The 23,474-nt window shown below is 73.2% G+C and carries 19 protein-coding genes and 1 tRNA gene; 10 read left to right on the top strand and 10 right to left on the bottom strand.

The genetic code is table 11. From position 1 onward, the window contains the following. Positions 1–108: 108 nt before the first annotated feature. Positions 109–1,662: an MFS transporter gene (locus BX285_RS01725; RefSeq protein WP_121174276.1), complete on the top strand. Its 1,554-nt coding sequence runs from the start codon at positions 109–111 to the stop codon at positions 1,660–1,662. A 587-nt stretch (positions 1,663–2,249) separates the two neighbouring features. On the opposite strand, the gene BX285_RS01720 is transcribed toward BX285_RS01725, so the two are convergent. Beyond that, positions 2,250–3,338 (bottom strand): ThiF family adenylyltransferase, encoded by a 1,089-nt coding sequence (locus BX285_RS01720; RefSeq protein ID WP_183106976.1) that lies wholly within the window; start codon positions 3,336–3,338, stop codon positions 2,250–2,252. A 324-nt stretch (positions 3,339–3,662) separates the two neighbouring features. On the opposite strand from BX285_RS01720, the gene BX285_RS01715 reads away from it, so the two are divergent. After that, positions 3,663–4,322, top strand: coding sequence for a M48 family metallopeptidase (locus BX285_RS01715; RefSeq protein ID WP_121174274.1), 660 nt, complete (start codon positions 3,663–3,665; stop codon positions 4,320–4,322). A gap of 74 nt (positions 4,323–4,396) precedes the next feature. On the opposite strand, the gene BX285_RS01710 is transcribed toward BX285_RS01715, so the two are convergent. Both BX285_RS01710 and BX285_RS01705 read right to left on the bottom strand, forming a co-directional pair. After that, positions 4,397–4,984: an NUDIX hydrolase gene (locus BX285_RS01710; RefSeq protein WP_097236330.1), complete on the bottom strand. Its 588-nt coding sequence runs from the start codon at positions 4,982–4,984 to the stop codon at positions 4,397–4,399. Then, positions 4,981–6,507: a zinc-dependent metalloprotease gene (locus BX285_RS01705; RefSeq protein ID WP_121177169.1), complete on the bottom strand. Its 1,527-nt coding sequence runs from the start codon at positions 6,505–6,507 to the stop codon at positions 4,981–4,983. Before BX285_RS01705 ends, BX285_RS01710 begins: the two co-directional genes overlap by 4 nt. A 198-nt stretch (positions 6,508–6,705) precedes the next feature. On the opposite strand from BX285_RS01705, the gene BX285_RS01700 reads away from it, so the two are divergent. The 4 genes from BX285_RS01700 (at position 6,706) to BX285_RS01685 (ending at position 9,997) form a co-directional block, all read left to right on the top strand. Continuing rightward, positions 6,706–7,854, top strand: coding sequence for an NAD-dependent epimerase/dehydratase family protein (locus BX285_RS01700; protein ID WP_398899374.1), 1,149 nt, complete (start codon positions 6,706–6,708; stop codon positions 7,852–7,854). A gap of 135 nt (positions 7,855–7,989) precedes the next feature. Beyond that, positions 7,990–8,430, top strand: a complete 441-nt coding sequence (locus BX285_RS01695) for a molybdenum cofactor biosynthesis protein MoaE (RefSeq protein ID WP_234434744.1) — start codon at positions 7,990–7,992, stop codon at positions 8,428–8,430. 238 nt (positions 8,431–8,668) lie between these two features. Further along, entirely contained in the window at positions 8,669–8,842 is a 174-nt protein-coding gene (locus BX285_RS01690) for a hypothetical protein (RefSeq protein ID WP_306458854.1), read from the top strand. A 42-nt stretch (positions 8,843–8,884) separates the two neighbouring features. Continuing rightward, on the top strand, positions 8,885–9,997 hold the full coding sequence (locus tag BX285_RS01685; RefSeq protein WP_097236328.1) for a PDZ domain-containing protein: 1,113 nt from the start codon (positions 8,885–8,887) through the stop codon (positions 9,995–9,997). 37 nt (positions 9,998–10,034) lie between these two features. Here BX285_RS01685 and BX285_RS01680 read toward each other — a convergent pair whose 3' ends face one another. Next, a complete protein-coding gene (locus tag BX285_RS01680; RefSeq protein WP_097236327.1) occupies positions 10,035–10,607 on the bottom strand; it encodes a PPA1309 family protein in 573 nt (190 codons plus the stop codon). Positions 10,608–10,829: 222 nt separating this feature from the next. On the opposite strand from BX285_RS01680, the gene BX285_RS01675 reads away from it, so the two are divergent. The 3 genes from BX285_RS01675 to BX285_RS01665 all read left to right on the top strand — a co-directional run bounded on the left by BX285_RS01675 (position 10,830) and on the right by BX285_RS01665 (position 16,378). Continuing rightward, positions 10,830–13,847: a UPF0182 family protein gene (locus BX285_RS01675; protein ID WP_121174273.1), complete on the top strand. Its 3,018-nt coding sequence runs from the start codon at positions 10,830–10,832 to the stop codon at positions 13,845–13,847. A gap of 114 nt (positions 13,848–13,961) precedes the next feature. Then, positions 13,962–14,035: transfer RNA gene (locus tag BX285_RS01670), tRNA-Met, on the top strand. Positions 14,036–14,404: 369 nt separating this feature from the next. Further along, the gene (locus BX285_RS01665) at positions 14,405–16,378 is read left to right on the top strand and encodes a tetratricopeptide repeat protein (RefSeq protein WP_257032427.1); all 1,974 of its coding nucleotides are present in this window, start codon (positions 14,405–14,407) and stop codon (positions 16,376–16,378) included. A 25-nt stretch (positions 16,379–16,403) separates the two neighbouring features. On the opposite strand, the gene BX285_RS01660 is transcribed toward BX285_RS01665, so the two are convergent. Further along, positions 16,404–16,817 carry a Fur family transcriptional regulator gene (locus BX285_RS01660; RefSeq protein WP_121174272.1) on the bottom strand — a complete coding sequence of 138 codons (414 nt, stop codon included), beginning with the start codon at positions 16,815–16,817 and terminating at the stop codon, positions 16,404–16,406. Positions 16,818–16,921: 104 nt separating this feature from the next. Between BX285_RS01660 and BX285_RS01655 the strand changes: the two genes are divergently transcribed. Then, entirely contained in the window at positions 16,922–18,397 is a 1,476-nt protein-coding gene (locus BX285_RS01655) for a catalase (protein ID WP_097236324.1), read from the top strand. 138 nt (positions 18,398–18,535) lie between these two features. On the opposite strand, the gene hisN is transcribed toward BX285_RS01655, so the two are convergent. The 5 genes from hisN to BX285_RS01630 form a co-directional block, all read right to left on the bottom strand. Next, positions 18,536–19,333: a histidinol-phosphatase gene (gene hisN, locus BX285_RS01650; RefSeq protein WP_121174271.1), complete on the bottom strand. Its 798-nt coding sequence runs from the start codon at positions 19,331–19,333 to the stop codon at positions 18,536–18,538. Between the two features lie 240 nt (positions 19,334–19,573). Continuing rightward, complete coding sequence (locus BX285_RS01645) at positions 19,574–19,897, bottom strand: multidrug efflux SMR transporter (RefSeq protein WP_097236322.1); 324 nt, start codon at positions 19,895–19,897, stop codon at positions 19,574–19,576. 129 nt (positions 19,898–20,026) lie between these two features. Then, positions 20,027–21,082: a ribosome small subunit-dependent GTPase A gene (rsgA, locus tag BX285_RS01640; RefSeq protein WP_097236321.1), complete on the bottom strand. Its 1,056-nt coding sequence runs from the start codon at positions 21,080–21,082 to the stop codon at positions 20,027–20,029. A 15-nt stretch (positions 21,083–21,097) separates the two neighbouring features. Next, positions 21,098–22,429, bottom strand: coding sequence for a 3-phosphoshikimate 1-carboxyvinyltransferase (aroA, locus tag BX285_RS01635; RefSeq protein ID WP_121174270.1), 1,332 nt, complete (start codon positions 22,427–22,429; stop codon positions 21,098–21,100). 116 nt (positions 22,430–22,545) lie between these two features. Continuing rightward, positions 22,546–23,271: a M50 family metallopeptidase gene (locus BX285_RS01630; protein ID WP_097236319.1), complete on the bottom strand. Its 726-nt coding sequence runs from the start codon at positions 23,269–23,271 to the stop codon at positions 22,546–22,548. Positions 23,272–23,474 lie beyond the last annotated feature (203 nt).

Raw genomic sequence — 23,474 nt, 5'->3', positions numbered from 1 at the left:
CAGCAGTCGGGAGTTGCGCACACCGTTCCGCTGTGCGTACAGTGTTCGCATCGAAGGAACGCAGTGCGCACTCGGGGAACGGTGTGCGCAGATGGGGAGGGATGGCTGATGTCGGCCGACCACGTGACCGGCGCCGAAGGGCGCAACCCGCACCGCTGGTGGATCCTGCTCGTGCTCTGCCTGAGCTCGCTCGTGCTGGTCGTCGACAGCATGGCCCTGACGGTCGCGGTGCCCTCGATGACCGCCGACCTCGGCGCCAGTGCTCAGGACACCCAGTGGATCCTCGACTCCTACGTGCTGGTCTTCGCCGGGCTGCTGCTCACGTCCGGCAGCCTCGGTGACCGGTTCGGCCGCCGAAAGATTATGATCATCGGCTTGCTGCTCTTCGGTGCGGCCTCCCTGGCGGCGACCGTCTGCACCAACCCCGGCGAGGTGATCGCGGCGCGCATCGCGATGGGCGTCGGCGGCGCGCTGATCATGCCCTCGACCCTGTCGATCCTCATCACCGTCTTCGACGAGGAGGAGCGCAACAAGGCGATGGCCGCCTGGGGCTCGGTGTCGATGCTGGGACTGGTCGGAAGCCCGGTGCTCGGCGGTGTGCTGATCAACCACTTCTCGTGGCACTCGATCTTCTTCATCAACGTTCCGGTCGTCGCGCTGGCGATCCTGGCGGGCCTGCTGCTGATGCCGGAGTCCAAGGGCCCGTGGCAGAAGCCCGACCCGCTCGGCGCGGTGCTGTCCGCGGTCGGCATGACCGCCCTGATCTGGTGGATCATCGAGATCCCGCAGCACGGCGCCTTCGGCACCCGCTCGCTGGTCACCCTGATCATCGCGGTGGTCTCGCTGGTCGGCTTCGTGGTGTGGGAGAACCTCAGCTCCGCGCCGATGGTGCCGCTGGTGCTCTTCCGCAACCGCAACTTCAGCGGGGGCTCGCTGTCGCTGACCCTGGTGCAGATCGGCAACGGCGGCCTGCTGCTGGTGCTCACCCAGTACCTCCAGTTCGTGCTCGGGTACTCGCCGGTCAAGGCGGGCCTCGCGTTCCTGCCGCTGGCCCTCGCCGCGCTGATCGGCAACGGGGCCGGGGCCAAGTTCGCGGCGAAGGCCGGCAACCGCCCGCTGATCCTCGCCGGGATGCTCGTCATGGCCGCGTCGTTCGCCCTGCTGACCACCGTCTCGGCCGACACCGGCTTCGCCGTCCCGGCGACTGCGCTCGGCCTGCTCGGCCTCGGCGCGGGCCTGGCCATGCCCGCCGCGGTGGGTGCGCTGATGGCCACCATTCCGCCGGAGCAGGCGGGCGTCGGCTCGGCGCTGAACGACACCATCCAGCAGGCCGGCACCGCGCTCGGCATCGCGATCCTGGGCTCGCTGCTGTCGAGCGGCTTCGCGAGCGAGATGCCGGCCGCGATGCCGGAGCAGGCGAAAGGTTCCATCGCCGGGGCGCTGGCGGTCGCCGGTGGTGACACCGGGCTCGTCCGGACCGCTCGGGAGGCGTTCACCTCGGCGATGTCGACGACCTTCACGGTCAGCGCGATCGGTGTCCTGTCGGCGGCCCTGCTGGCCGTGCTGCTGATGCGGGACCGGAAGGCCGGGACGGCTGCCGATCCGCAGTCCGCTGAAGGGGCTGCTGCGGAGGCCGCCGAGGGGGCCGGGCTCGCGGCCTGAAGCCGGTGGCGGTGGCTCTCTGAGATCTGAAGTGCTGCACAGGAAGTCGGATGGGCCGACTTCCTGTGTGGCATTTCCGGGTTGTTGGGATCTGGGCGGGGAGGGGTGTGGGGGTTTCGGCCCGGCCCTCCGCTTCGGCGGAGGGCCGGGCCGCGGGGTGATCGGATTCGCTGTTCCTCTCCTTGGGGCCCCCTCCCCCCCCACCCCCCACCCCCCCACCCTCCGCCCACCCACCGCCTCGCCGCCCACCCACCCGCCTCACCGCCCGCCTCCCGCACCGCGCCTCGCAGCCCGGAGCAGGGGCTGCCTGCTTCGGCCGGCCCGCGCCCTGCCCCGGGCAGGGCGCGGGCTTCGGGCTCGCCTCGCTTCGGGCTCGCCTCGCTTCGGGCTCGCCTCGCTTCGGGCTCGCCTCGCTTCGGGCTCGCCTCGCTTCGGGCTCGCCTCGCCACGGGGGCTCCTGGCCATGGGCTCACATGGCCGGGTGCTCGCCCGTGTCGCTTCGGTGTCGGGCCGGGCGGCTGCCGAGCCTCGCAGCCGCCCGCCCGCTTCCGTTCACGCCTCGGTCTTCGGTCTCTCCGCACTCCTCCTCAGCCCGGCGGCAGCGGCTGCCACAGGCATCCGCAGTCCGGGTGCCCGCGCAGTCGCAGTCGCCGGGGCATCCCGTCGCGTGCCGACACCTCGCACCACCCGTCCACGCTCGGCGGCCGGCCGCCGTCCAGGTACACCTGCACCTGCAGCGCGGCCAGCCCCGCGATCGCCGTCGCCAGGGCCGTGTCGCAGGCCGGGGTGCGCGCCTGCCCGCTGCCTCCGTGCGCCAGCTGGGCCAGCACCCGCGGCCAGGCCGCGTCCTCGTCCTCCCGTCGCAGCACCAGGCAGTGCCCGCACGCCGACATCCCGGGGATCACCAGCGGCCCGATGACGCCGAACTCCTCGACCACGCCCACGTACAGGTGCGGCACGCCGGCCCGGAGCAGTAACCGGGCCTCGTACGTCCCGCCGGCGAAGGCCGCGCTGCCGTCCCGCGGTGCGAGGACCACGAAGTCGGGCGGTGGCCCGTCGGGCTTTCGCCGGGGACCGGGCAGCAGCGGCCGGGCCGAGGCCCGTTGTACCGCCTCCCGCGCGGCCGTCGAGCGCAGCCGCCCGACGTCCCCCGGTGACAGCCCCGCCGGGGAGCAGTCGCCGGGGCGTACCCGCCCGCCGTCGGCGACCGTGACCGTGCCCGCTCCGCCCGCGGCGAGCACCGCGGCCACGGCCGCGCCGACCCGGCCCGCGCCGCGGACCTCGATCCGTGCGTCGGCCCGGCGGGCCAGGACGGCGGGTGCGGCGCGCGGGGCGGAGTGGACGAGGGACAGTGAGGCGAGGTCGGGCCCGAGCAGTTCCCGGTGCTGCTGGGGGAAGCGGGCCAGCGCCCTGTCGGTCGCCTCCGCGTCGTCCAGCAGCCCGATCTCCTCCAGTTCGGTCAGCAGGGTGTCGGCCGGTTCGCGGCCGAGGCCGACGCGTTCGCCGGCCTCCAGGAGCGCCGGGCGGTCACGTGTCCCGTCGACGAGCCCGAGGAAGTCGCACAGGGCCTTGTCGGCGTGGTCGAGCACCCCCGCGTACCGGGTGACGGTCCCGAACTGCAGGGTTTCTTTGTCCCGCCAGCTGCGGGACAGGGCGGGCTTCAGGACGAGGCGCACGGTGGTCTCCCTTCCGATCGTTTCCGGACGGCTGACCGCAGCTTGCCCCATCGGGCCGACCTCGTGCTGAAAGTTATCCACAGGTCCGTACGCATGATCGCATCATCTGTTCGCAGGCCCTGTGGATAACTGCCCATCCTCTCCGGCGTCGGTTTCCGGACACCCTCCGTCGACTTTTCGTTCGCGATCACTCCATGAAAGATTCCGGCCACGGCAGCGGACTTCTGTCCGTGGTACCGGGTAACGTCGTGTGCCATGGCAGCCGAGCGGGACTCCCATCCACCGGCGTCGCGTCGGCGTGCCCGTGCAGCATCCGGGTCACAGATGGCGACGCCGAGCACGCGCGGGCGCCCGGACCAGAACCAGCAGCCGAGGCCGGCGCCGTCGCAGCACCCGCCCGCCGGGGTCGTCTCCCCGGAGCCGCACGACCGCAGCCGGGTCGAGGTGCGGCGCAGCGCCCGTCGCAGTCGCACCGTCTCCGCCTACCGCGAGGGCGACCGCACCGTCGTGCTGATCCCGGCCCGGATGTCGCACGCCGAGGAGCAGCGCTGGGTCGCGCAGATGCTGGAGAAGCTCGCCGCCCAGGAGTCCCGGCGGATCCCCGGGGACGAGGCCCTGATGGCGCGGGCCCGCGAGCTGTCGGCGGCCTACCTGGACGACCGCGCCCACCCCAGTCAGGTCCGCTGGGTCACCAACCAAAACTCGCGCTGGGGTTCCTGCACCCCGAGCGAGGGCACGATCCGCCTCTCGCACCGGCTCCAGGGCATGCCGGAGTACGTGCTGGACTACGTGCTGCTGCACGAGCTGGCGCACCTGCTGGTGCCGGACCACGGCCCGGCGTTCTGGGCGCTGTTGGAGGCGTACCCGCGGACGGAGCGGGCCCGCGGCTACCTGGAGGGCGTGGTCTCCGCCGGCCGCCTGCCGCACATCCCCGGTGCCCGGCACGCGGACCCGGGGCCGGATCCGGCGGCCTCCTGCGGCTGAGGGCCGGGACGAGTCGGTACGAAAGGAGGGGGCGCGGGCCGTATCGGCCCGCGCCCCCTCCTGGTTGCTTCACCTCAGCCGGTCAGCCGGCGGGCCCGGGTCACCAGGTCGCGCACCGAGTGGTCGGTGAGCTCCGGCAGCCGGTCGTAGTCGAACCAGCGCAGGTCCAGCGACTCCTCGCTGATCAGCGCCTGGGCGCCGGCCGGGGCCAGCGCGATGTACTGGACGTCCAGGTGGGTGTTCTCCGGCCGGTCCTTGCCGGCGCAGCGGACCAGGTGGCGGTCCAGCTTGACCGGTACGGGGGCACCGTCCGACTCCAGCAGGACGAGGTCGGGGATGCCGGACTCCTCGACGGCCTCGCGCAGCGCGGCCGCGGCGAGGTCGCGGTCGCCGGGCTCGCAGTGCCCGCCCATCTGCAACCACATGCCGACCTTGGGGTGCAGGGTGAGCAGCACCCGCCCGGCCGCCGGGTCGACGACGGCCGCGCTCGCGGTGATGTGCGCGGGCAGGCAGGACCGGTACAGGCCCTGCGGTTGCGCGGCCAGGTGCTCCAGGTAGTCGAGCCGCAGCCGTTCCTGGTCCTCGTCGGCGGGCTGCCAGGCGGACAGGGTGCGGACGGCGTCCGCGTGCAGGGTGGACGCGGACGTCCCGGTGTCCGTCATGCGGTGGGCTCGCCCTTCCCGTCGGTGTCGGTGTCGGTGTCGTCGGCCTTCGGCTGCTCGGTGCCCTTGGTGAGGTCGGGCTTGCCGGCCGCGGCCTCGCCGAGCAGCTTGTCGATGGCGTCGAAGTCGAGGCCGCCCTCCAGCTCGTCCCCGGAGCCGCGGTGCACGAAGGCGTCCGGGTCGTCCAGGTCGGCGGCGGTGGGCAGCATGTCCGGGTGCTCCCAGAGGGCGTCGCGGCCCTCGACGCCGCGGGCGTCGGCGAGCAGCGCCCACAGCCGGGAGGCGTCGCGCAGGCGGCGCGGGCGCAGTTCCAGGCCGACCAGGGTGGCGAAGGTCTGCTCGGCGGGCCCGCCGGCCGCGCGGCGGCGGCGGACGGTCTCGCGCAGCGCGCCGGCCTGCGGCAGGTGCGGTTCGGCGGCGGCGTGCACGACGGCGTCGACCCAGCCCTCGACCAGGGCGAGCGCCGTCTCCAGGCGGGCGAGCGCGGCCTTCTGCTCCGGGGTGTCCTCGGGCTGGAGCAGGCCGCCGGCCAGAGCCTCCTGGAGCGCTTCGGGGTTGGTCGGGTCGAGCTGGCCGACGAGCTCCTCCATGCGGGAGGTGTCGACCTTGATGCCGCGGGCGTAGGCCTCGACGGCGCCCAGCAGGTGGGCGCGCAGCCACGGCACGTGGGCGAAGAGGCGCTGGTGGGCGGCCTCGCGCAGGGCGAGGTAGAGGCGGACCTCGTCGGCGGGCACGCTCAGGCCCTCGCCGAACTCGGCGACGTTCTGCGGCAGCAGCGCGGCCTTGCCGGCCGGGGCGAGCGGCAGGCCGACGTCGGCGGAGCCGACCACCTCGCCGGCGAGCGCGCCGAGCGCCTGGCCGATCTGGGTGCCGAACATGGCGCCGCCCATGGAGCGCATCATGCCCATCAGCGGGCCGGCCATGGCCTGCATCTCCTCGGGCAGGACGCCGCCCATGGCGTTGCCGACGCGCTCGGCGACCGGGTCGACCAGGTCCTTCCAGACCGGGAGGGTGGCCTCGATCCACTCGGCGCGGCTCCAGGCGACGGCGGTGCCGGCGCCGGAGGGGAACTCGGTGGCGCCGTCGAGCCAGAGGTCGGCCAGGCGGACGGCCTCGGCGACGGCGGAGCGCTCCGCGGCGCTGACCGAGCGGTCCTTGCTCTTGCCCTCGGCGGGCTCGGCGACCACGGTCTGGCGGGCGATGTTGGTGGCGAGGTCCCAGTTCACCGGGCCGCCCTCGAACGAGAGCATCTGTCCGAGCTGCTGGAACGCGGCGCCGAGGTCACCGGGGTTCATGCCGCCGAACATCGCGGCGAAGGGGTTGTCGCCGCCGGCGCCGCCGGGGGCGCCCGGCATGCCGAAGATCGCGCCGAAGGGGTTGCCGGCGCCGAAGCCGAAGGGCTGCGGGTCGTTTCCGGAGCCGGACTGCTCCTGGTCCTTCTTCTTCTGGGCGTCGTCGGGCTTGGCCTTGCCGTCCTCGGGCTCCTCGGGCGGAACGCCGAATCCGAAGGGAAGGTCGCTCACGGGGTCCTCGATCCGGTCGGCCGTCATACGGGTGTGGCGGAAAAGTCTGCGCCCGGGGCGGCGGCGGAGTGGGGTACTCGGGGGCGGCTCCCGCGCGGCAGGCCCGCGCCGGGTGCACCGCCGGGCCTTCGCCTCGGGCAGGATGGTCGTACGTGACACACGTCCGTACGCACATAAGCTAACCGTGGAGGATGGCCGGTGAGTTCCCCGCCTTCGGACGTTCGCTCTGGGCTGACCGGAGGAGAGGATGCGTCGGACACCACGGCGTCGCCGCCTCCAGCCTACGGCGGACGGCCGCTGACCGTGGCGGTGACCGGTGCCGCAGGCGTGCTGGGAGAGCGGGTCGCGGCGCGGCTGGTGGCCTCCCCGCACGTGCGCAGGGTCCTGGCGGTGGACGACCGGCGCGGCGACGTGCCGGGCGTGCAGTGGCGGGTGCTGGACGTGCGGGACCCGGCGGTGGCCGAGCGGCTGGCCGGGGTCGACGTGGTGGTGCACCTGGCGATGGACTTCGGCATGGAGTCCGACCCGCGGGCCCGCAGCGCCTACAACGTGCGCGGTGCGCAGACGGTGCTGACCGCGGCCGCGGCCGCCGGGGTGCACCGGGTGGTGCTCTGCACCTCGGCGATGGTCTACGGCGCGCTGGCCGACAACGAGGTGCCGCTGGCGGAGGACTCCGAGCTGCGGGCGACCGAGGAGGCCTCGCTGGTCGGGGACCTGCTGGAGATCGAGCGGCTGGCCCGCCGCGCGCCGCGCGCCCACCCGGGGCTGCAGGTGACGGTGCTGCGCCCGGCGGTGGTGGTGGGCCCGGGTGTGGACACCGTGCTGACCCGGCACTTCGAGGCGCCCCGGCTGCTGGTGGTGGCCGGTTCGCGCCCGTGCTGGCAGTTCTGCCACGTGGACGACCTGGCGGCGGCGCTGGAGTACGCGGCGCTGGGCCTGGTCGAGGGCGAGGTGACGGTCGGCTGCGACGGCTGGCTGGAGCAGGAGGACGTGGAGCGGCTGTCGGGGATCCGGCGGATGGAGCTGCCGGCCGCGCTGGCGCTGGGGACGGCGGCCCGGCTGCACCGGCTGGGGCTGACGCCGGCCCCGGCGGGGGACCTGGCCTACACGATGTACCCGTGGGTGGTGTCCGGGAGCCGGCTGCACGAGGCGGGGTGGCGGCCGGCGCACACCAACGAGCAGGTGCTGGCCGAGCTGCTGGCGCAGGTGTCGGGCAAGCACGCGGTGGCGGGGCGCCGGCTGGGCGGCAAGGAGGCCGCGACCAGCCTGGGGGCGGCGGGGGCGACGGTGGCGCTGGTCGGTACGGCGGCGCTGGTGCGCCGGGCCCGCAAGCGGCGCCGGTTCTGACCCGGCGCTCTGACGGGGCGCCGGTCAGCCGCTGGTCGCCCACAGATCGGTGCCACTTCTCACGATGCGAAATTTCGAGATCGTGATGCGGAAGACCCTTGCCTCCTCCGGGCCCGGATGAGGAATCATGGGGTCATGTCCGAGAACCACGACCCCATCCGGCTGCTCGCCGTCCGCGACACCCCGCTCTCACTGGACGAGGTGTACGAGGCGGTCGGCGACGACGCGGCCGGCGGCACCACCGTCTTCGTCGGGACGGTCCGTGACCACGACGGCGGCAAGTCGGTCGCCGCGCTGGAGTACAGCTGCCACCCGAGCGCCGAGCAGGAGATGCGCCGGATCGCCGAGAAGGTCGTCGCCGACTTCCCGGTCCGGGCGCTCGCGGCGGTCCACCGGATCGGCCGGCTGGAGATCACCGACAAGGCCGTCATCGTCGCCGTCTCCTGCGCCCACCGCGGGGAGGCCTTCGCGGCCGCCCGCCGGCTGATCGACGACCTCAAGCACGAGGTGCCGATCTGGAAGCACCAGGTCTTCGCCGACGGCGAGGAGGAGTGGGTCGGCGCCGGCGGCTGCTGAGCCGAGCCGTAGGAACACCGGAAGGTCGGAACCGCGGGCACGGCCCGCGCGTCTGTCGGGTCAGGCGCGCCGGGGCCTCACTCGAACGGGTCCGGAGCGGCGCCCCGAATACTCCCTGGAAGTGAGCCGATCGGCCGTCCCGTAACCCGGATGGCGCCGGCTGCGTTGTCCGCCGGAGTGGTTAGTCTGCTCATAGACACGACGAGCTGGGAGTACTGATATGGGTGCGCTCGCCTGGTTGATCATTCCGGTTGTCGCCGTCCTGCTCGCCGCACTCTGGGCGGTCTGGGCCCAGCGGGCCCCACGGGCCACGGGGGATCCGGCCTCGCTCGCCGAGCACCGGCGCTTCATGGCCGCGATGGAACGCACCACGGCCGGGACCTCGGCCCCCGGCGAGGGTGTCGGCCGGTAGCCCGGCGGGCATCGCGTCACCCGCGTCCCGTACTGTCGAGGCATGCCACGCCGCTCCGCGACGATGCTCGCTGCCACCCTGCTGCTCATAGCGCTGCTCTGCGTCTCGGTGCTGATGAAGGTGCCGTACACGGAGATGAGCCCGGGGCCGACGTACAACACGCTCGGCAACCAGGGCGGCAAGCCGGTGATCAGCATCGCCGGGCACGACTCGTACCCGACCAGCGGGCACCTCAACATGACGACCGTCCAGGTCACCGGGGCCAAGTACGAGCCCAGCCTGGTCAACGCGGTGGTCGGCTGGCTGCGCGGCGACGTGCTGGTGGTGCCGCACGACAACGTGTACCCGAAGGGGCAGTCGGACGCCGACGCCAAGAAGCAGAACGCCGAGGAGTTCGCCTCCTCCGAGGACAGCGCCCGCACCGCGGCGCTCAAGCAGCTGAACATCCCGGTCGGCAACGAGTTGATCGTCAAGTCGGTCACCGCGGGCGCCCCGGCGGAGGGCAGGCTGCACGCGGGCGACCAGATCGTCGCCGTCGACGGCGCGCCGGTCTCCTCGGTCGACCAGGTCGTCGCCGCCGTCACCAAGCACAAGCCGGGCGAGTCGGTGGTCTTCACCGTCGTGCCGCGGGTCAAGGACGCGGCCGGCAACGCCGCCGCGGCGCCGGGGGCCAAGACGGACGTCAGCGTCCCGACCGTACGGGCCAAGGACCTCGACCCGAAGGCCCCGGCCGAGCGGGCCGAGCTCGCGGTGATCGGCATCGGCACCGGGATCCGGCACACCTACCCGTTCCAGATCGACATCGGGCTGCAGGACGTCGGCGGCCCGAGCGCCGGCCTGATGTTCTCGCTCGGCATCATCGACAAGCTGACCCCGGGCGGCGACCTCACCGGCGGGAAGTTCGTCGCGGGCACCGGCACCATCGACGACGACGGCAAGGTCGGCCCGATCGGCGGGATATCGATGAAGCTGATCGCCGCCCGGGACGCCGGGGCCGAGTACTTCTTCACCCCGTCCTCGAACTGCGCCGAGGCCACCAAGAACACCCCGTCCGGGCTGACCCTGATCAAGACGGACACCCTGGACGGCGCGCTGAAGTCGCTGGAGCAGCTCCGCTCCGGGCAGACCCCCGCGCTGCCGTCCTGCCCCAAGTAGTCCTCGGGTAGGGCCCGGGCTCGTCCTCGGGGGCGTCCTACGCGAAGGTCGCCAGCAGGGCGTCGGTCAGGCCGGGCACCAGGTCCGGGCCGGTCAGCACCTCGCGGGCGACGTCCTTGGAGCGCAGCCGCAGGGCGATCTCCTTCTTGCCGTCGCGCAGCACCGCGGCGGTGATCCGCACCTCCTCGCGCTGGGGGTGATTGGCCACCCAGTCGGCGAGCTGGGCGTCGGAGGCGCCGCGCGGGCGGGACTGCTCGGCGCCCGGGGGCAGCATCAGGCGCTCGACGACCAGGGCGCAGCCGGCCACCGCGTCGGGCCAGGCGATGGTGCCGAGGAACTTGTCGAGCTCCATGCCGGCCGGCAGCTCGTCCTGCTCGACGGGGGTGAGGCCGGGCTCGTCGCTGTCGGCGAGGCCGAGCTGCTTGGCGACCCGGGGGTCGGCCTTGCGCAGGGCGGCGCTGTCCACCAGGGCGAACAGGCGGGCCGGGAGGTCCCAGCCGAGGGTGGCGGCGTACTCGTCGATCTCCAGCGCGGCCCGGGTGAGCGGGGACGCGGCCGGGAGCTTGGAGACGTCGTCGGGGGAGTTGGTGAATGCAGACGCGTCGGACATGCCTCAATCCTCACACGTCGGGCGGGGCGCGCTCGCCGGGCGGCCCGGGCGGCCGGCCCGGGGGTCGACCGTCGGTGCCGGATCAAGAGCGCCCCGGAGGCGAGCGGGCGGGCAACCGTAACCGTCTGCTAACGGTGGGAACTCGGCCAAAGCCTGGTTAAGTTGCTCTGACGACCGATCGATCCCAGACGACACAGCTGAGGTGCCACCGTGGTATTCCAGATGCCGGAACGCTCAGGGCCGGGTTTCCGGCGAAGGGTGGGTCCGCCCTCGCGGCGGGCGCGGGTGGCCCTGCTGACCCTGGGCGTGCTCGCGGTGCTGTTCCTGCTGTTCGTCATGTTCGCGGGCTTCTGGACGGACTGGCTGTGGTTCAGGTCGGTCCACTACTCCTCGGTGTTCACCACCCAGCTGTGGACCAAGATCGGGCTGTTCGCGGTGTTCGGCCTGCTGATGGCGGTGATCGTCGGCTTCAACATCTGGCTGGCGCACCGGCTGCGGCCGCCGCTGTCGGCGATGTCGGTGGAGCAGCAGAGCCTGGACCGCTACCGGGCCGGCCTGGCGCCGTTCAAGCGCTGGGCGCTGATCGGAGTCTCGCTGGTGATCGGGCTGGTGGCGGGCGCCGCGGCGTCGGGCCAGTGGCGGACCTGGCTGATGTGGACGAACTCCACGTCCTTCGGGGAGAAGGACGCCCAGTTCGGGATGGACGTCTCCTTCTACGCCTTCGACCTGCCGTTCTACGAGTTCGTGCTGGGCTTCGCGTTCAGCGCGGTGATCGTCTCCCTGCTGACCTCGGCGCTGGTGCACTACCTGTACGGCGGGTTGCGGCTGCAGGGCCCGGGCCGGCGGGCGAGCGCGGGCGCGCAGGGGCACCTGGCGGTGCTGCTGGGCGTGTTCGTGCTGCTGAAGGCCGTGGCGTACTGGCTGGACCGGTACGCGCTGGCGGTCAAGACCGGTTCGTACAAGGGTGTTTCGGGCTGGACGGGCCTGCGTTACGTGGACGCGAACGCGTTCCTTCCGGCCAAGACCATCCTGTTCTTCGTCGCGATCATCTGCGCGGTGCTGTTCTTCCTGACCCCGGTGCGCCGCACCTGGGCGCCGGCCCTGATCGGGCTGGGGCTGATGGTGCTGTCGGCGGTGCTGATCGGCGGCCTGTACCCGGCGATCGTGCAGCAGTTCCAGGTCAAGCCGAACGAGCAGGCCAAGGAGACGCCGTACATCCAGAAGAACATCGACGCGACGCGGCAGGCGTACGGGATCGCGGACGCGCAGCCCACTCCGTACACCCCGCAGGGCTCGACCACCGGTGACGCGCTCAAGCCGGACGCGCAGACCATCGCGGACGTGCGGCTGCTGGACCCGAACATCGTGTCGCAGACGTTCCAGTCGCTGGAGCAGCAGCGCAACTACTACGCCTTCCCGAGCACGCTGGACGTGGACCGCTACGGCAAGGGCGCGGACAAGCAGGACACCGTGATCGGCCTGCGCGAGCTCGACCTCAACGGCGTGCAGCGCAACTGGATCAACGACCACTTCAAGTACACCCACGGCTACGGTGCGGCCGTCGCCAAGGGCAACCAGGTCGACGACAAGGGCGGGCCGGTGTTCACCGAGTCCGGCCTGCCCGCCACCGGTGCGCTGGGCGACTACGAGCAGCGGATCTACTACGGCGAGAAGACGACGACGTACTCGATCGTCGGCGGCTCGAACAAGGAGATCGACTACACCGACACCAAGACCGGCCAGAACGTGGAGTACACGTACGGCGGTGCCAGTGGCGTCTCGCTGGACAACCCGCTCACCCGGGCCGCGTACGCGGTGCGCTTCGCCGAGCCGCAGATCCTGTACGCGGGGGCGATCACCGACGGCGCCAAGGTGATCTACAACCGGACGCCGAAGGAGCGGGTGGAGAAGGTCGCGCCGTGGCTGTCGATCGACGCCGACCCGTACCCGGTGGTGCAGGGCGGGCACCTGGTGTGGGTCGTGGACGGCTACACCACCTCGGACGGCTTCCCGTTCTCGTCGAAGACGACGCTGGGTGCGGCGACCAAGGACTCGTTGACCAACCAGCGCGGTGAGCTGCTGACGGTGGCCAACCAGGTCAACTACATCCGCAACTCGGTGAAGGCCACGGTGGACGCCTACACCGGCGAGGTGAAGCTCTACCAGTGGGACGAGAAGGACCCGGTCCTGAAGACCTGGATGAAGGCCTTCCCGGGCACCGTCGAGCCGAAGGCGGACATCCCGCAGTCGCTGCTGCCGCACCTGCGCTACCCGCAGGACATGTTCAAGGTGCAGCGCGACCTGCTCGGCCAGTACCACGTGACCGACGCCAACTCCTTCTTCAACGGCAGCGACATCTGGCAGGTCCCGGTGGACCCGACCAGTGACACCAAGCAGGTCCAGCCGCCGTACTACGTGACGCTGCGGATGCCGGACGCCGCCGCCGCGAGCTTCTCGCTGACCAGCACCTTCGTGCCCAACGGCCGCCCGAACCTGGCGGCGTTCCTGGCCGTCAACGCGGATCCGGGCGACGACTACGGGAAGATCCGCCTGCTGAAGATGACCGGCGAGTCCGGAGCCCCCGGCCCCGGGCTGGTGCAGTCGAAGTTCAACTCCCGCCAGGAGGTGGCCAACCAGATCTTCGCGCTGAAGAGCGGCGGGGACACCGAGCTGGAGTACGGCAACCTGCTGACCCTGCCGGTCGGCGGCGGGCTGCTCAACGTCGAGCCGGTGTACGTGCGCGGGCGCGGCGCCAAGTACCCGACGCTGTCGAAGGTCCTGGCGGTGTACGGGGACGACAACGTGGCGTTCGAGGACACCCTGGAGAAGGCGCTGACCAAGCTGTTCGCCGGGCAGGCCCCGCCGGCCACGCCGGTGGCGCCGTCCAACCCGGGCAACGGGACGGCCCCGGCCTCCCCGACGACGCCGACCAGCCCGACGGCCCCGGCGACGCCCGCGCCCACCGCTTCGGCCACGCCGGCGCCGGGCGGGACGATCTCGCCCGAGCTGCAGAAGGCGCTCTCGGACGCGGCGAAGGCGTACAGCGACAGCCAGACCGCGTTCAAGAACGGCGACTGGGTGGCGTACGGCAACGCCCAGAAGGCGCTCGGCGACGCGCTGAAGGCGGCCGACGCGGCCCGCGGCGCCGGCCCGGCCCAGGCCCCGACCGCGCCCGCGACCCCGGGCGCCACCCCCGCCCCGGGGGCCGGGGGCAGCGGATCGCCGAGCCCCCAGCCGTAGCCCCAGCCGTGACCGCGGCTGCGGTCCGGCGGCCGCGGCTTCCGGCCGTGGCCGCTGAGCTGCGGCAACCGTTTTCCGATCCACCCCGCGTCCGTGCTATGGTTCAACCACCGACGCGGGGTGGAGCAGCTCGGTAGCTCGCTGGGCTCATAACCCAGAGGTCGCAGGTTCAAATCCTGTCCCCGCTACAAAGGCCTGAGGCCCGGAGGATCCTTCCTCCGGGCCTCAGGTGTTTCCCGGGGAGAGTTTCCGCCCATAAGCGGTGGGAACCGCTCCGGTACTATCGACCGTCGCCAAGGAGGACGGCAGCGGGGTTTGTGAGGTTGACGTGTCGGGAAATCGACAAAGCGCCGAAGCAATGTCGTCGGCTTCGGGTCAGCCCCGCCCGAATTCGGCCGGGGCAGGTGTACGCGGGTAGCGGGTGATGCGACGATGGGACACATGGGGGACGGTGCACGGCCGCTGATCGGCCGTCGGGTCCGGCGCCTCTCCTGGGAGTCCCCCCGGCCGCACGCCGGGGCACGATGCCGCGACACTCTGGGGGAGCGGGAGTCGGCATGAGGCTGATCGGCAAGTCAGGAGGCAAGCCCTCGGCGGCCGTCGAGGCGGACACCGACGCGTGGGCGGAGAGCGCCGAGAGCCCCGAGAACCGTCCCGGAACCCTGCCCGCCCAGCGCACCAGCGGACTGTCCGAGCGCCCCGCACCGGGCTGCGGCCCCGACAGCCTGGTCCACGTGTCCACCCGTCAGTTCGCCGCCGCCGTCGGCGCGTACGGCGAGCCGGCCGGCGGGGAGAGCGCGCCCGGCGCCGCACTCGACCCGGCGGGCCTGGACCCGACCAGCTTCGAGACCGCGCTCGCCGCCCGGGAGTCCGCCGCCCTGGAGGCCCGGCACCGGCAGGCCGCCGACGGCGGGGACGCGGACGCCGCCGGCCGGCTGGGCACCCTGCTGCTGCGCCGCGGCGACCTGGAGGACGCCGAACCGTACCTGCGCGCCGCCGCGGCCGCCGGGGTGCGCGCCGCCGCCAACAACCTCGGGGTGCTGCTGCACCAGCAGGGCCACCGGGGCGAGGCCGCCCAGTGGTGGCGCCAGGCCGCCGTCGCGGGCAGCGCGCCGGCCGCGCACGCGCTCGGGCTGCAGCTGCGCGACCAGGGCGAGGAGGAGGCTGCCGAGTACTGGCTGCACTTCGCCGCCGACCACGGGCACCCGCTGGGCGCCTACGCACTGGGCGACCTGATGGAGCACCGGCGGGACGTCCGGGCCGAACGCTGGTTCAAGGTCTCCGCCGACGCCGGGCACCGCGAGGCCGCCTACCGGCTGGCCCGGATGCGCGAGGCCGCCGGGGACAAGGACACCGCCGAGGCCTGGTACCGCACCGCCGCCGCCCGCAGCCACGCCCGCGCCGCCCTGCGCCTGGGCGTGCTGCTGGAGGAACGCTCCCGCACCGACCAGCCGCTGCTGGAGGAGGCGGCCCGCTGGTACCGGCAGGCCGCGCAGAACGGGGAGCCGCGCGCGGCCTGCGCGCTGGGCTTCCTGCTGCGCGACTCCGGGGACACGGCCGCCGCCGCCGACTGGTGGCAGGAGGCCGCCGAGGCCGGCGACGGCAACGCGGCCAACGCGCTCGGCGCCCTGCACGCGAGCCGCGGCGAGGTCAAGGAGGCCGAGCACTGGTACCGCGCGGCACTGGACGCGGGCGACCAGAACGGCGCCTTCAACCTGGGCCTGCTCTGCGCCGGCGAGGGCCGCGAGCAGCAGGCCGAGCAGTGGTACCGCCGGGCCGCGTACGCCGGGCACCGGGAGGCCTGCAACGCGCTGGCCGTGGTGCTGCTGCAGCGCGGTGACGAGTCCGGCGCCGAGCCGTGGTTCTCCAAGGCGGCCGAGGCCGGCAGCGTGGACGGCGCCTTCAACCTCGGCGTGCTGCACGCCGGGCGCGGTGAGCAGCAGCAGGCCCAGGAGTGGTACGCGCGGGCTGCTGCCGAGGGGCACGGCGAGGCGGCGCTGCAGCTCGCCGTCGCCCAGGAGCAGCGCGGCAACCTGTCCGGGGCACTGGAGCGCTACCGGCAGGCGGCGGCCGGCGGTTCGGCGGAGGGGGCGTTCCGGCTGGCCTCGCTGCTGGACCGGCGCGGGGACGCGGACGAGGAGGCCGAGCACTGGTACGCGCTGGCCGCCGACGCCGGGCACCGGCGGGCCCAGGTGCGGATGGGCGTACGGGCGGCCGAGCGCGGGGCGCTGGAGATCGCCGAGAGCTGGTACCGGCGGGCGGCCGAGGCCGGCAGCCGCAGCGCGGCGTTCAACCTGGGGCTGCTGCTGGCCCGGCAGGACAGCGAGGCCGAGGCGATGCTCTGGTACACCCGGGCCGCCGACGCCGGGCACGGGCGGGCCGCACTGCGTCTGGCGCTGCTGGCGCTGCGCCGGGGTGAACCGGTGCAGGCGGAGAACTGGTGCCGGCGGGCGATCGACTACGGGCCGGCCGAGGTCGCGGAGCGGGCCGGGCGGCTGCTGGGCGCGCTGCACGCCGAACTGAGCGCGTAGGCCGGCCTGTGCCGGAACTACCCCGCTATGGGCGGCAGTTCGGGCACAGGCCGCGGTAGGTGACCTCGGCGGCGGTGACGGCGAAGCCGAAGCGCTCGGTGGCCGGCAGTGCGGCGAGCGGGTCGCCGTGCGGGTGGACGTCGCGGATCGCGCCGCAGCCCGAGCAGACCAGGTGCTGGTGGGCGCGGTGCGCGTTGGGGTCGTAGCGCCGTGCGCGGCCGTCGGTGGCGACCTCCAGGACCTCACCGAGGGCGACGAGTTCGCCGAGCGTGTTGTAGACGGTGGCGCGGCTGATCTCGGGCAGCCGGGCCGCCGCGCGGGCGTGCACCTCGTCGGCGGTCAGGTGCACGTGGTCGCCGTCCAGGACCTCGGCCACGACCCGGCGCTGCGAGGTCAGCCGCCAGCCGCGTCCGCGCAGTCTCTCCAGCAGGTCGCTCATGGGATTCAGGGTAAGCCAGGTCTCGGATTGGTTCCAGTGTTGACTTGGACAAAGTCCAAGTTAGGATCGTGTCATTACGACCGGACCCCCGTGGAGGCACCCGCATGACCACCCAGGACGAGCTGCGCCCGATCCTCACCACGGAGGCGGGTGCCCCCGTCGCCGACAACCAGAACACCGAGACCGCGGGCATCGGCGGCCCGGCGCTGATCCAGGACCAGCTGCTGTTCGAGAAGCTCGCGCACTTCAACCGCGAGCGGATCCCGGAGCGCGTGGTGCACGCCCGCGGCGCCGGGGCGTACGGCACCTTCACGGTCACCGCGGACGTCACGCCCTGGACCCGGGCGGCCTTCCTGTCCGAGATCGGCAAGCAGACCGAGGTCTTCCTGCGCTTCTCCACCGTCGCGGGCAACCTCGGCGCGGCCGACGCGGTGCGCGACCCGCGCGGTTTCGCGCTGAAGTTCTACACCGAGGAGGGCAACTACGACCTCGTCGGCAACAACACCCCGGTGTTCTTCATCAAGGACGCCATCAAGTTCCCCGACTTCATCCACACCCAGAAGCGCGACCCGTACACCGGCTCGCAGGAAGCCGACAACGTCTGGGACTTCTGGGGCCTGTCGCCCGAAGCCACCCACCAGGTCACCTGGCTGTTCGGCGACCGCGGCATCCCTGCCTCGTACCGGCACCTGAACGGCTACGGCTCGCACACCTTCCAGTGGCAGAACGAGGCCGGCGAGCACTTCTGGGTCAAGTACCACTTCAAGACCGACCAGGGCATCCGCAACCTCACCCAGGCCGAGGCCAACGCCCTCGCCGGCGAGGACCCGGACAGCCACCAGCGGGACCTGCGCGAGGCGATCGAGCGCGGCGAGTTCCCCAGCTGGACGGTGCAGGTGCAGATCATGCCGGCGGCCGACGCGGCGACCTACCGCTTCAACCCCTTCGACCTGACCAAGGTCTGGCCGCACGCCGACTACCCGCCGATCGAGATCGGCCGCCTGGAGCTCAACCGCAACCCCGACAACGTCTTCGCCGAGGTCGAGCAGTCGGTCTTCTCCCCGGCCCACTTCGTGCCCGGCATCGGCCCGTCCCCGGACAAGATGCTGCAGGGCCGGCTGTTCGCCTACGCCGACGCCCACCGCTACCGGGTCGGCATCAACGCCGACCACCTGCCGGTGAACCGCCCGCACGCCACCGAGGCCCGCACCAACGGCCGCGACGGCCACCTCTACGACGGGCGGCACGGGCGGCAGAAGAACTACGAGCCGAACAGCTTCGGCGGCCCCGTGCAGACCGGCCGCCCGCTGTGGGCCGCCACCGCCGTCGACGGCAGCACCGGCAACCACGCCGCGCCCTCGCACGCCGAGGACGACGACTTCGTGCAGGCGGGCACCCTGTACCGGCTGTTCTCGGAGGACGAGAAGCAGCGGCTGATCGCCAACCTGGCCGGCTTCATCGCCAAGGTCTCGGCCGACCGCGAGGACATCGTGGAGCGGGCGATCGACAACTTCCGCAAGGCCGACGCCGACTACGGGCAGCGGCTGGACGCGGCGGTCCGGGAGCTGCGCAAGCAGTAGCCGCAGCCGGGCCGAGAAAGCAGCAGGCCCTGTGACCAGCTCCCACTGGTCACAGGGCCTGCACTGTTATTCGCCCGCACTGTTACTCGCCCGCTCGCCTTCGGCTCGGGGCGGGGACTCGCCCGATCGGGGCGGGGCTCAGACCGAGAGGCGGCGCAGCGCTTCCTCGTGCAGCAGGCCGTTGGAGGCGACGGCGTCGGCGCCGCCGGGGCCGGGGACGCCGTCCAGGCCGGTGAAGCGGCCGCCGGCCTCCTCGACGATGACGCAGTTGGCGGCCATGTCCCACAGCGACAGCTCGGGCTCGGCGGCGATGTCGACGGCGCCCTCGGCGACCATCATGTAGGACCAGAAGTCGCCGTAGGCGCGGGTGCGCCAGCAGGCGCGGGTGAGGTCCAGGAACGGGTCGAGGCGGCCGCGCTCCTCCCAGCCGCTGAGCGAGGAGTACGAGAAGGAGGCGTCCTCGATCCGGGAGACGCCGGAGACGTGGATCCGGGAGGCCTTGGCCAGGCTGCGGCCGGCGAAGGCGCCCAGGTCCTTGGCCGCCCACCAGCGTCGCTGCAGGGCGGGGGCGGAGACGATGCCGACCACCGGGCGCTCCACGCCGTCCGGGCCGTCCTCCAGCAGGGCGATCAGGGTGGCCCAGACCGGGACGCCGCGGATGTAGTTCTTGGTGCCGTCGATCGGGTCGATCACCCAGCGGCGCGGGCCGGAGCCCTGCAGGCCGAACTCCTCGCCCAGGACGGCGTCGCGCGGGCGGGCGCGCTGGAGCACGCTGCGCACGAGCTCCTCGGCGGCCTTGTCGGCGTCGCTCACCGGGGTGAGGTCCGGCTTGGTCTCGATCTTGAGGTCGAGGGCGCGGAAGCGCTCCAGGGTGACCGAGTCGGCCGAGTCGGCGAGGACGTGGGCGAGTCGGAGATCGTCGTGGTAGTCGGCCATGTCCGAAACCCTAGCGAGCCCACCCGGATCGGGACAGCCGGGCTCGCGGAGCGGGACGGGGGCTGAGGGCGCGTGGGCCCCGCCGCGAGCCACCCCGAGGGCGAGTGGGCGAGAACGCCGCCCCGAGCCGAAGGGGCGCGCCGGTGCCGAAAGGGAGAACGCGAGGGAGCGACGCAGGAGCGAGGGAGCGCCGGCCGTCGGCGCCGGGTCGGAGCGTCCCGGAGGCGAGCGGGCGAGATTTCAGTGCGCCGTGCCGCTGAGCTGGAGGCCGATGACGCCGGCGATCACCAGGGAGATCGAGACCAGCTTGAGCACCGAGGTGGTCTCGTCCAGGAAGACCATGCCGTAGATGGCGGTGCCGGCCGCGCCGATGCCGGTCCACACCGCGTAGGCGGGACCGACCGGCAGGCTCCTCAGGGAGAGGGTGAGCAGACCGAAGCTGCCGAGGGCGAACACGCAGAAGCTGACGGTGGGCCAGAGCTTGGTGAAGCCCTCGCTGAGCTTGAGGTTGATCGCGAAGCCGGTCTCCAGCAGGCCGGCCAGGACCACCAGGGCCCATGCCATCGCGTGCCCTCTCTGTCGATCGACGGGTCGGGCCGCGCTGTGGCCCGACTTTCCTATGATCGCCAGGCGGGCGCGGTCCGACACCTCGAACGGGCCGCGGACCCGGGGGAGCGGTGCGGCGGGGCCGGCTCAGTCGCCCTCGCGGGCCTCCTTGCTGGCCAGCAGGCGGCGCAGCGAGTAGAGCCGGGCGGCCTCGGCGTGGCCGTCGGCGACCCAGGCGTCCAGCGCGCAGTCCGGCTCGTCGTGGCTGCAGGCGCGCGGGCAGTCGGCGGTGCCGGGCTCCAGGTCGGGGAAGGCGTGGATGACCCGGGACGGGTCGATGTGCGAGAGGCCGAAGGAGCGGAAGCCCGGGGTGTCGATGACCCAGCCGGGGTTCAGCGCCTTCTTGGAGCCCGGCTTGGCGCCGGGCGGCGGGGGCAGGCGCAGCGCGAGCGCGGAGACGGTGGTGTGTCGGCCGCGGCCGGTGACCGCGTTGACGTGGCCGGTCTGCCGCTGGCGGTCCGGGACGAGGGCGTTGACCAGGGTGGTCTTGCCGACGCCGGAGTGGCCGATGAACACCGTCGACAGCCCGCGCAGGTGCTCGCGGACGGCCTCGGCGCCGGTGGTCTCCAGCTCGTCGCGGCGGGTGACCACGTAGTCGATGCCCAGCGGCGCGTACGACTCCAGCAGGGAGGCGGCCGGTGCGAGGTCGGACTTGGTGAGCACCAGCAGCGGCTCCATGCCCGCGTCGTAGGCGGCCACCAGGCAGCGGTCGATCAGGCGGGGGCGTGGCTCCGGGTCGGCGAGGGCGGTGACGATGGCCAGCTGCTGGGCGTTGGCGACGACGATCCGCTCGTACGGGTCGTCGTCGTCCGCGGTGCGCCGCAGCACCGAGCCGCGCTCCTCGACCCGGACGATCCGGGCGAGGGTGTCGGTGTCCCCGGAGAGGTCGCCGACGATGTTGACGACGTCGCCGACGACGACGCCCTTGCGGCCCAGCTCGCGGGCCTTCATGGCGACGACCTGGCGCTCCTGCTTGGTGCCCGGGTCGACCAGGCAGGTGAGCCGGCCGCGGTCGATGGTGAGCACCATCGCCTCGGCGGCGTCCTCGTGTTTGGGCCTGATCCGGGTCCGCGGCCGGGAGCCCCGGCGGGCGGGGCGGTTGCGGATGTCGTCCTCGTCGGCGTCCTTGCCGTAGCGGCGCATGGCTTCAGTCTCCGCTCAGGCGTCCGCCGCCGCTTCGCCGAGCAGTTCGGTCCACATCCCGGGGAAGTCGGGCAGGGTCTTGGCGGTGGTGGCGACGTTCTCCACCTCGACGCCGGGTACGGCGAGGCCGAGCACGGCGGCGGCGGTGGCCAGGCGGTGGTCCTCGTAGGTGTGGAAGACGCCCCCGTGCAGCGGGCGCGGGCGGATCCGCAGGCCGTCCTCGGTCTCGGTGACGTCGCCGCCCAGGTCGTTGATCTCCTTGGCGAGCGCGGCGAGCCGGTCGGTCTCGTGCAGGCGCAGGTGGGCGATGCCGTACAGGTGGGACTCGGAGTCGGCGAGCGCGGCGACGGCGGCGATCACCGGGGTGAGCTCGCCGACGTCGTGCAGGTCGGCCTCGATGCCGTGGATCCGGCCGGTGCCGGTGAACTGCAGGCCCTCGTCGGTGAACTCGTAGGCGCCGCCCATCCGGGTGTAGATCTCGCGCAGCTGGTCGCCGGGCTGGGTGGTGTGCTTGGGCCAGTCGCGGACGGTGACCCGGCCGCCGGTGACCAGGGCGGCGGCGAAGAACGGCGCGGCGTTGGACAGGTCCGGCTCGACCACCAGGTCGCGGCCGATCAGGGCGCCGGGGGTGACCCGCCAGACGTCCTTCTCGCCGCCGTCCTCGGGGGCGTCGACCTGGGCCCCGGCCAGGCGCAGCATCTCGACGGTCATCCGGATGTGCGGCAGCGACGGCACCGGGCCGCCCACGTGCCGGACCTCGATGCCGTGGTTGTAGCGGGCGCCGGAGAGCAGCAGCGCGGAGACGAACTGGGACGAGGAGGAGGCGTCCAGCTCCACCGGGCCGCCGTCGAGGGACCCGGTGCCGTGGACGGTGAGCGGGAAGGCGCCGCGGCCGCCGTCGTCGATGCGGGCGCCGAGCGCGCGCAGGGCGTTGATCACGCCGTGCTGGGGGCGCTCGTAGCAGCGCGGGTCGCCGTCGAAGTGGACCGGGCCGTCGGCGAGGACGGCGAGCGGGGGCAGGAAGCGCATGACCGTGCCGGCGTTGCCGACGTCGACCGAGGCGGGGCCGCGCAGCGCGGGGGCGGGGATGACCCGCCAGGCCTCGCCGCCGCCGGTGCCGCCGGCGTCGTTGTTGACCTTCTCCTCGATGGTGACCCCGAGGGCGCGCAGGCCGTCGGCCATCAGCTGGGAGTCGCGGCTGCGCAGGGGGCGGCGCACCCAGCCGGGCTTCTCGGCCAGTGCCGCCAGCAGCAGGGCCCGGTTGGTGACCGACTTGGAGCCGGGGATGGTGACGGTGGCGTCGACGGGGCTGGTCGCGACGGGGGCGGGCCACAGGGTCTCGGTCATGTGGCAAGTCTAGGGGCCGTACCGGAACGGTTCCCGCGCCGGTTGGGCGGCGGGCCCGGGGCGGTTCGGTGCGGGGGTCGTGGACGGTTCGGCGCGGTTCGGTGCAGGGGCTGGAGTCAGTGCAGGGGCTGGAGGAGCCAGTCGGCGCCGAGGGCGAGGCAGCCGAGGGCGACGAGCAGGAAGACGGTGACCCAGGCGAGGGCGGGGACGTGGGTGAGCCGGGCGAGCTGGTCGGCGTCGGAGTCGCGGGCCCAGCCGATCCGGCGCTGGTGCTGCAGTTCCAGGACGGGCCGTACGGCGCCGAACAGCAGGAACCAGCAGCCGAGGTAGGCGAAGCCGGCCTGGACCTGGGCGCTGCCGAACCAGGAGACCAGGAAGAAGGCGCCGCCGGCGACCAGGACGACGAACAGGCCGAAGGCGTTGCGGATGCGCAGGAGCAGGGCGAGCAGCAGGACGATCGCCAGCCACAGCAGCAGGGTGATCCGGTCGGCGGCGAGCAGGGCGGCGCAGCCGAGGCCGAGCAGGGCGGGGGCGGTGTAGCCGGCGGCGGCGGTGAGGATCATGCCGGGGCCGGTGGGGCGGCCGTAGGAGAGGGTGAGGCCGGAGGTGTCGGAGTGCAGCCGGATGCCGGCGAGCTTGCGGCGGGTGGCCAGGGCGACCAGGCCGTGGCCGCCCTCGTGGGCGATGGTCACGGCGTTGCGGGCGACGTGCCACAGCGGGCGGGCGAGGACGGTGAGCAGGGCGGCGGCGCCGGTGGCCAGCACCAGCCAGCCGGGCGGGGCGGTCTGGGTGCCGGTGACCTGGTCCCACAGGGCGCTCAGGGTCTGATCGTCGGTGCTCATGCGGTCGTCCCCGCCTCCGTTCGCTGCGTTGGGCCGTTCGGGGCAGCCTCCCATGCGGGGACGGGCGGGCGGCAGCCGGTGGTTCTGGTGCGGGCGTGAGGAAGCGGTGAGAACGGTCGCGTGGCGGGGACGGGCGCAACGTGAGGACCTGGTCTCGTGATGAGGACGGGCCGGTGGCGGCGCCGGCGGCGTGGCAAGCTGGC

The organism is Streptomyces sp. 1114.5, from assembly GCF_003635085.1.
In the GTDB taxonomy this organism is placed as follows: Bacteria; Actinomycetota; Actinomycetes; order Streptomycetales; family Streptomycetaceae; genus Kitasatospora.
Note: the sequence above shows the minus strand (reverse complement) of the source record. Positions and strands in the feature narration are given on the sequence as shown.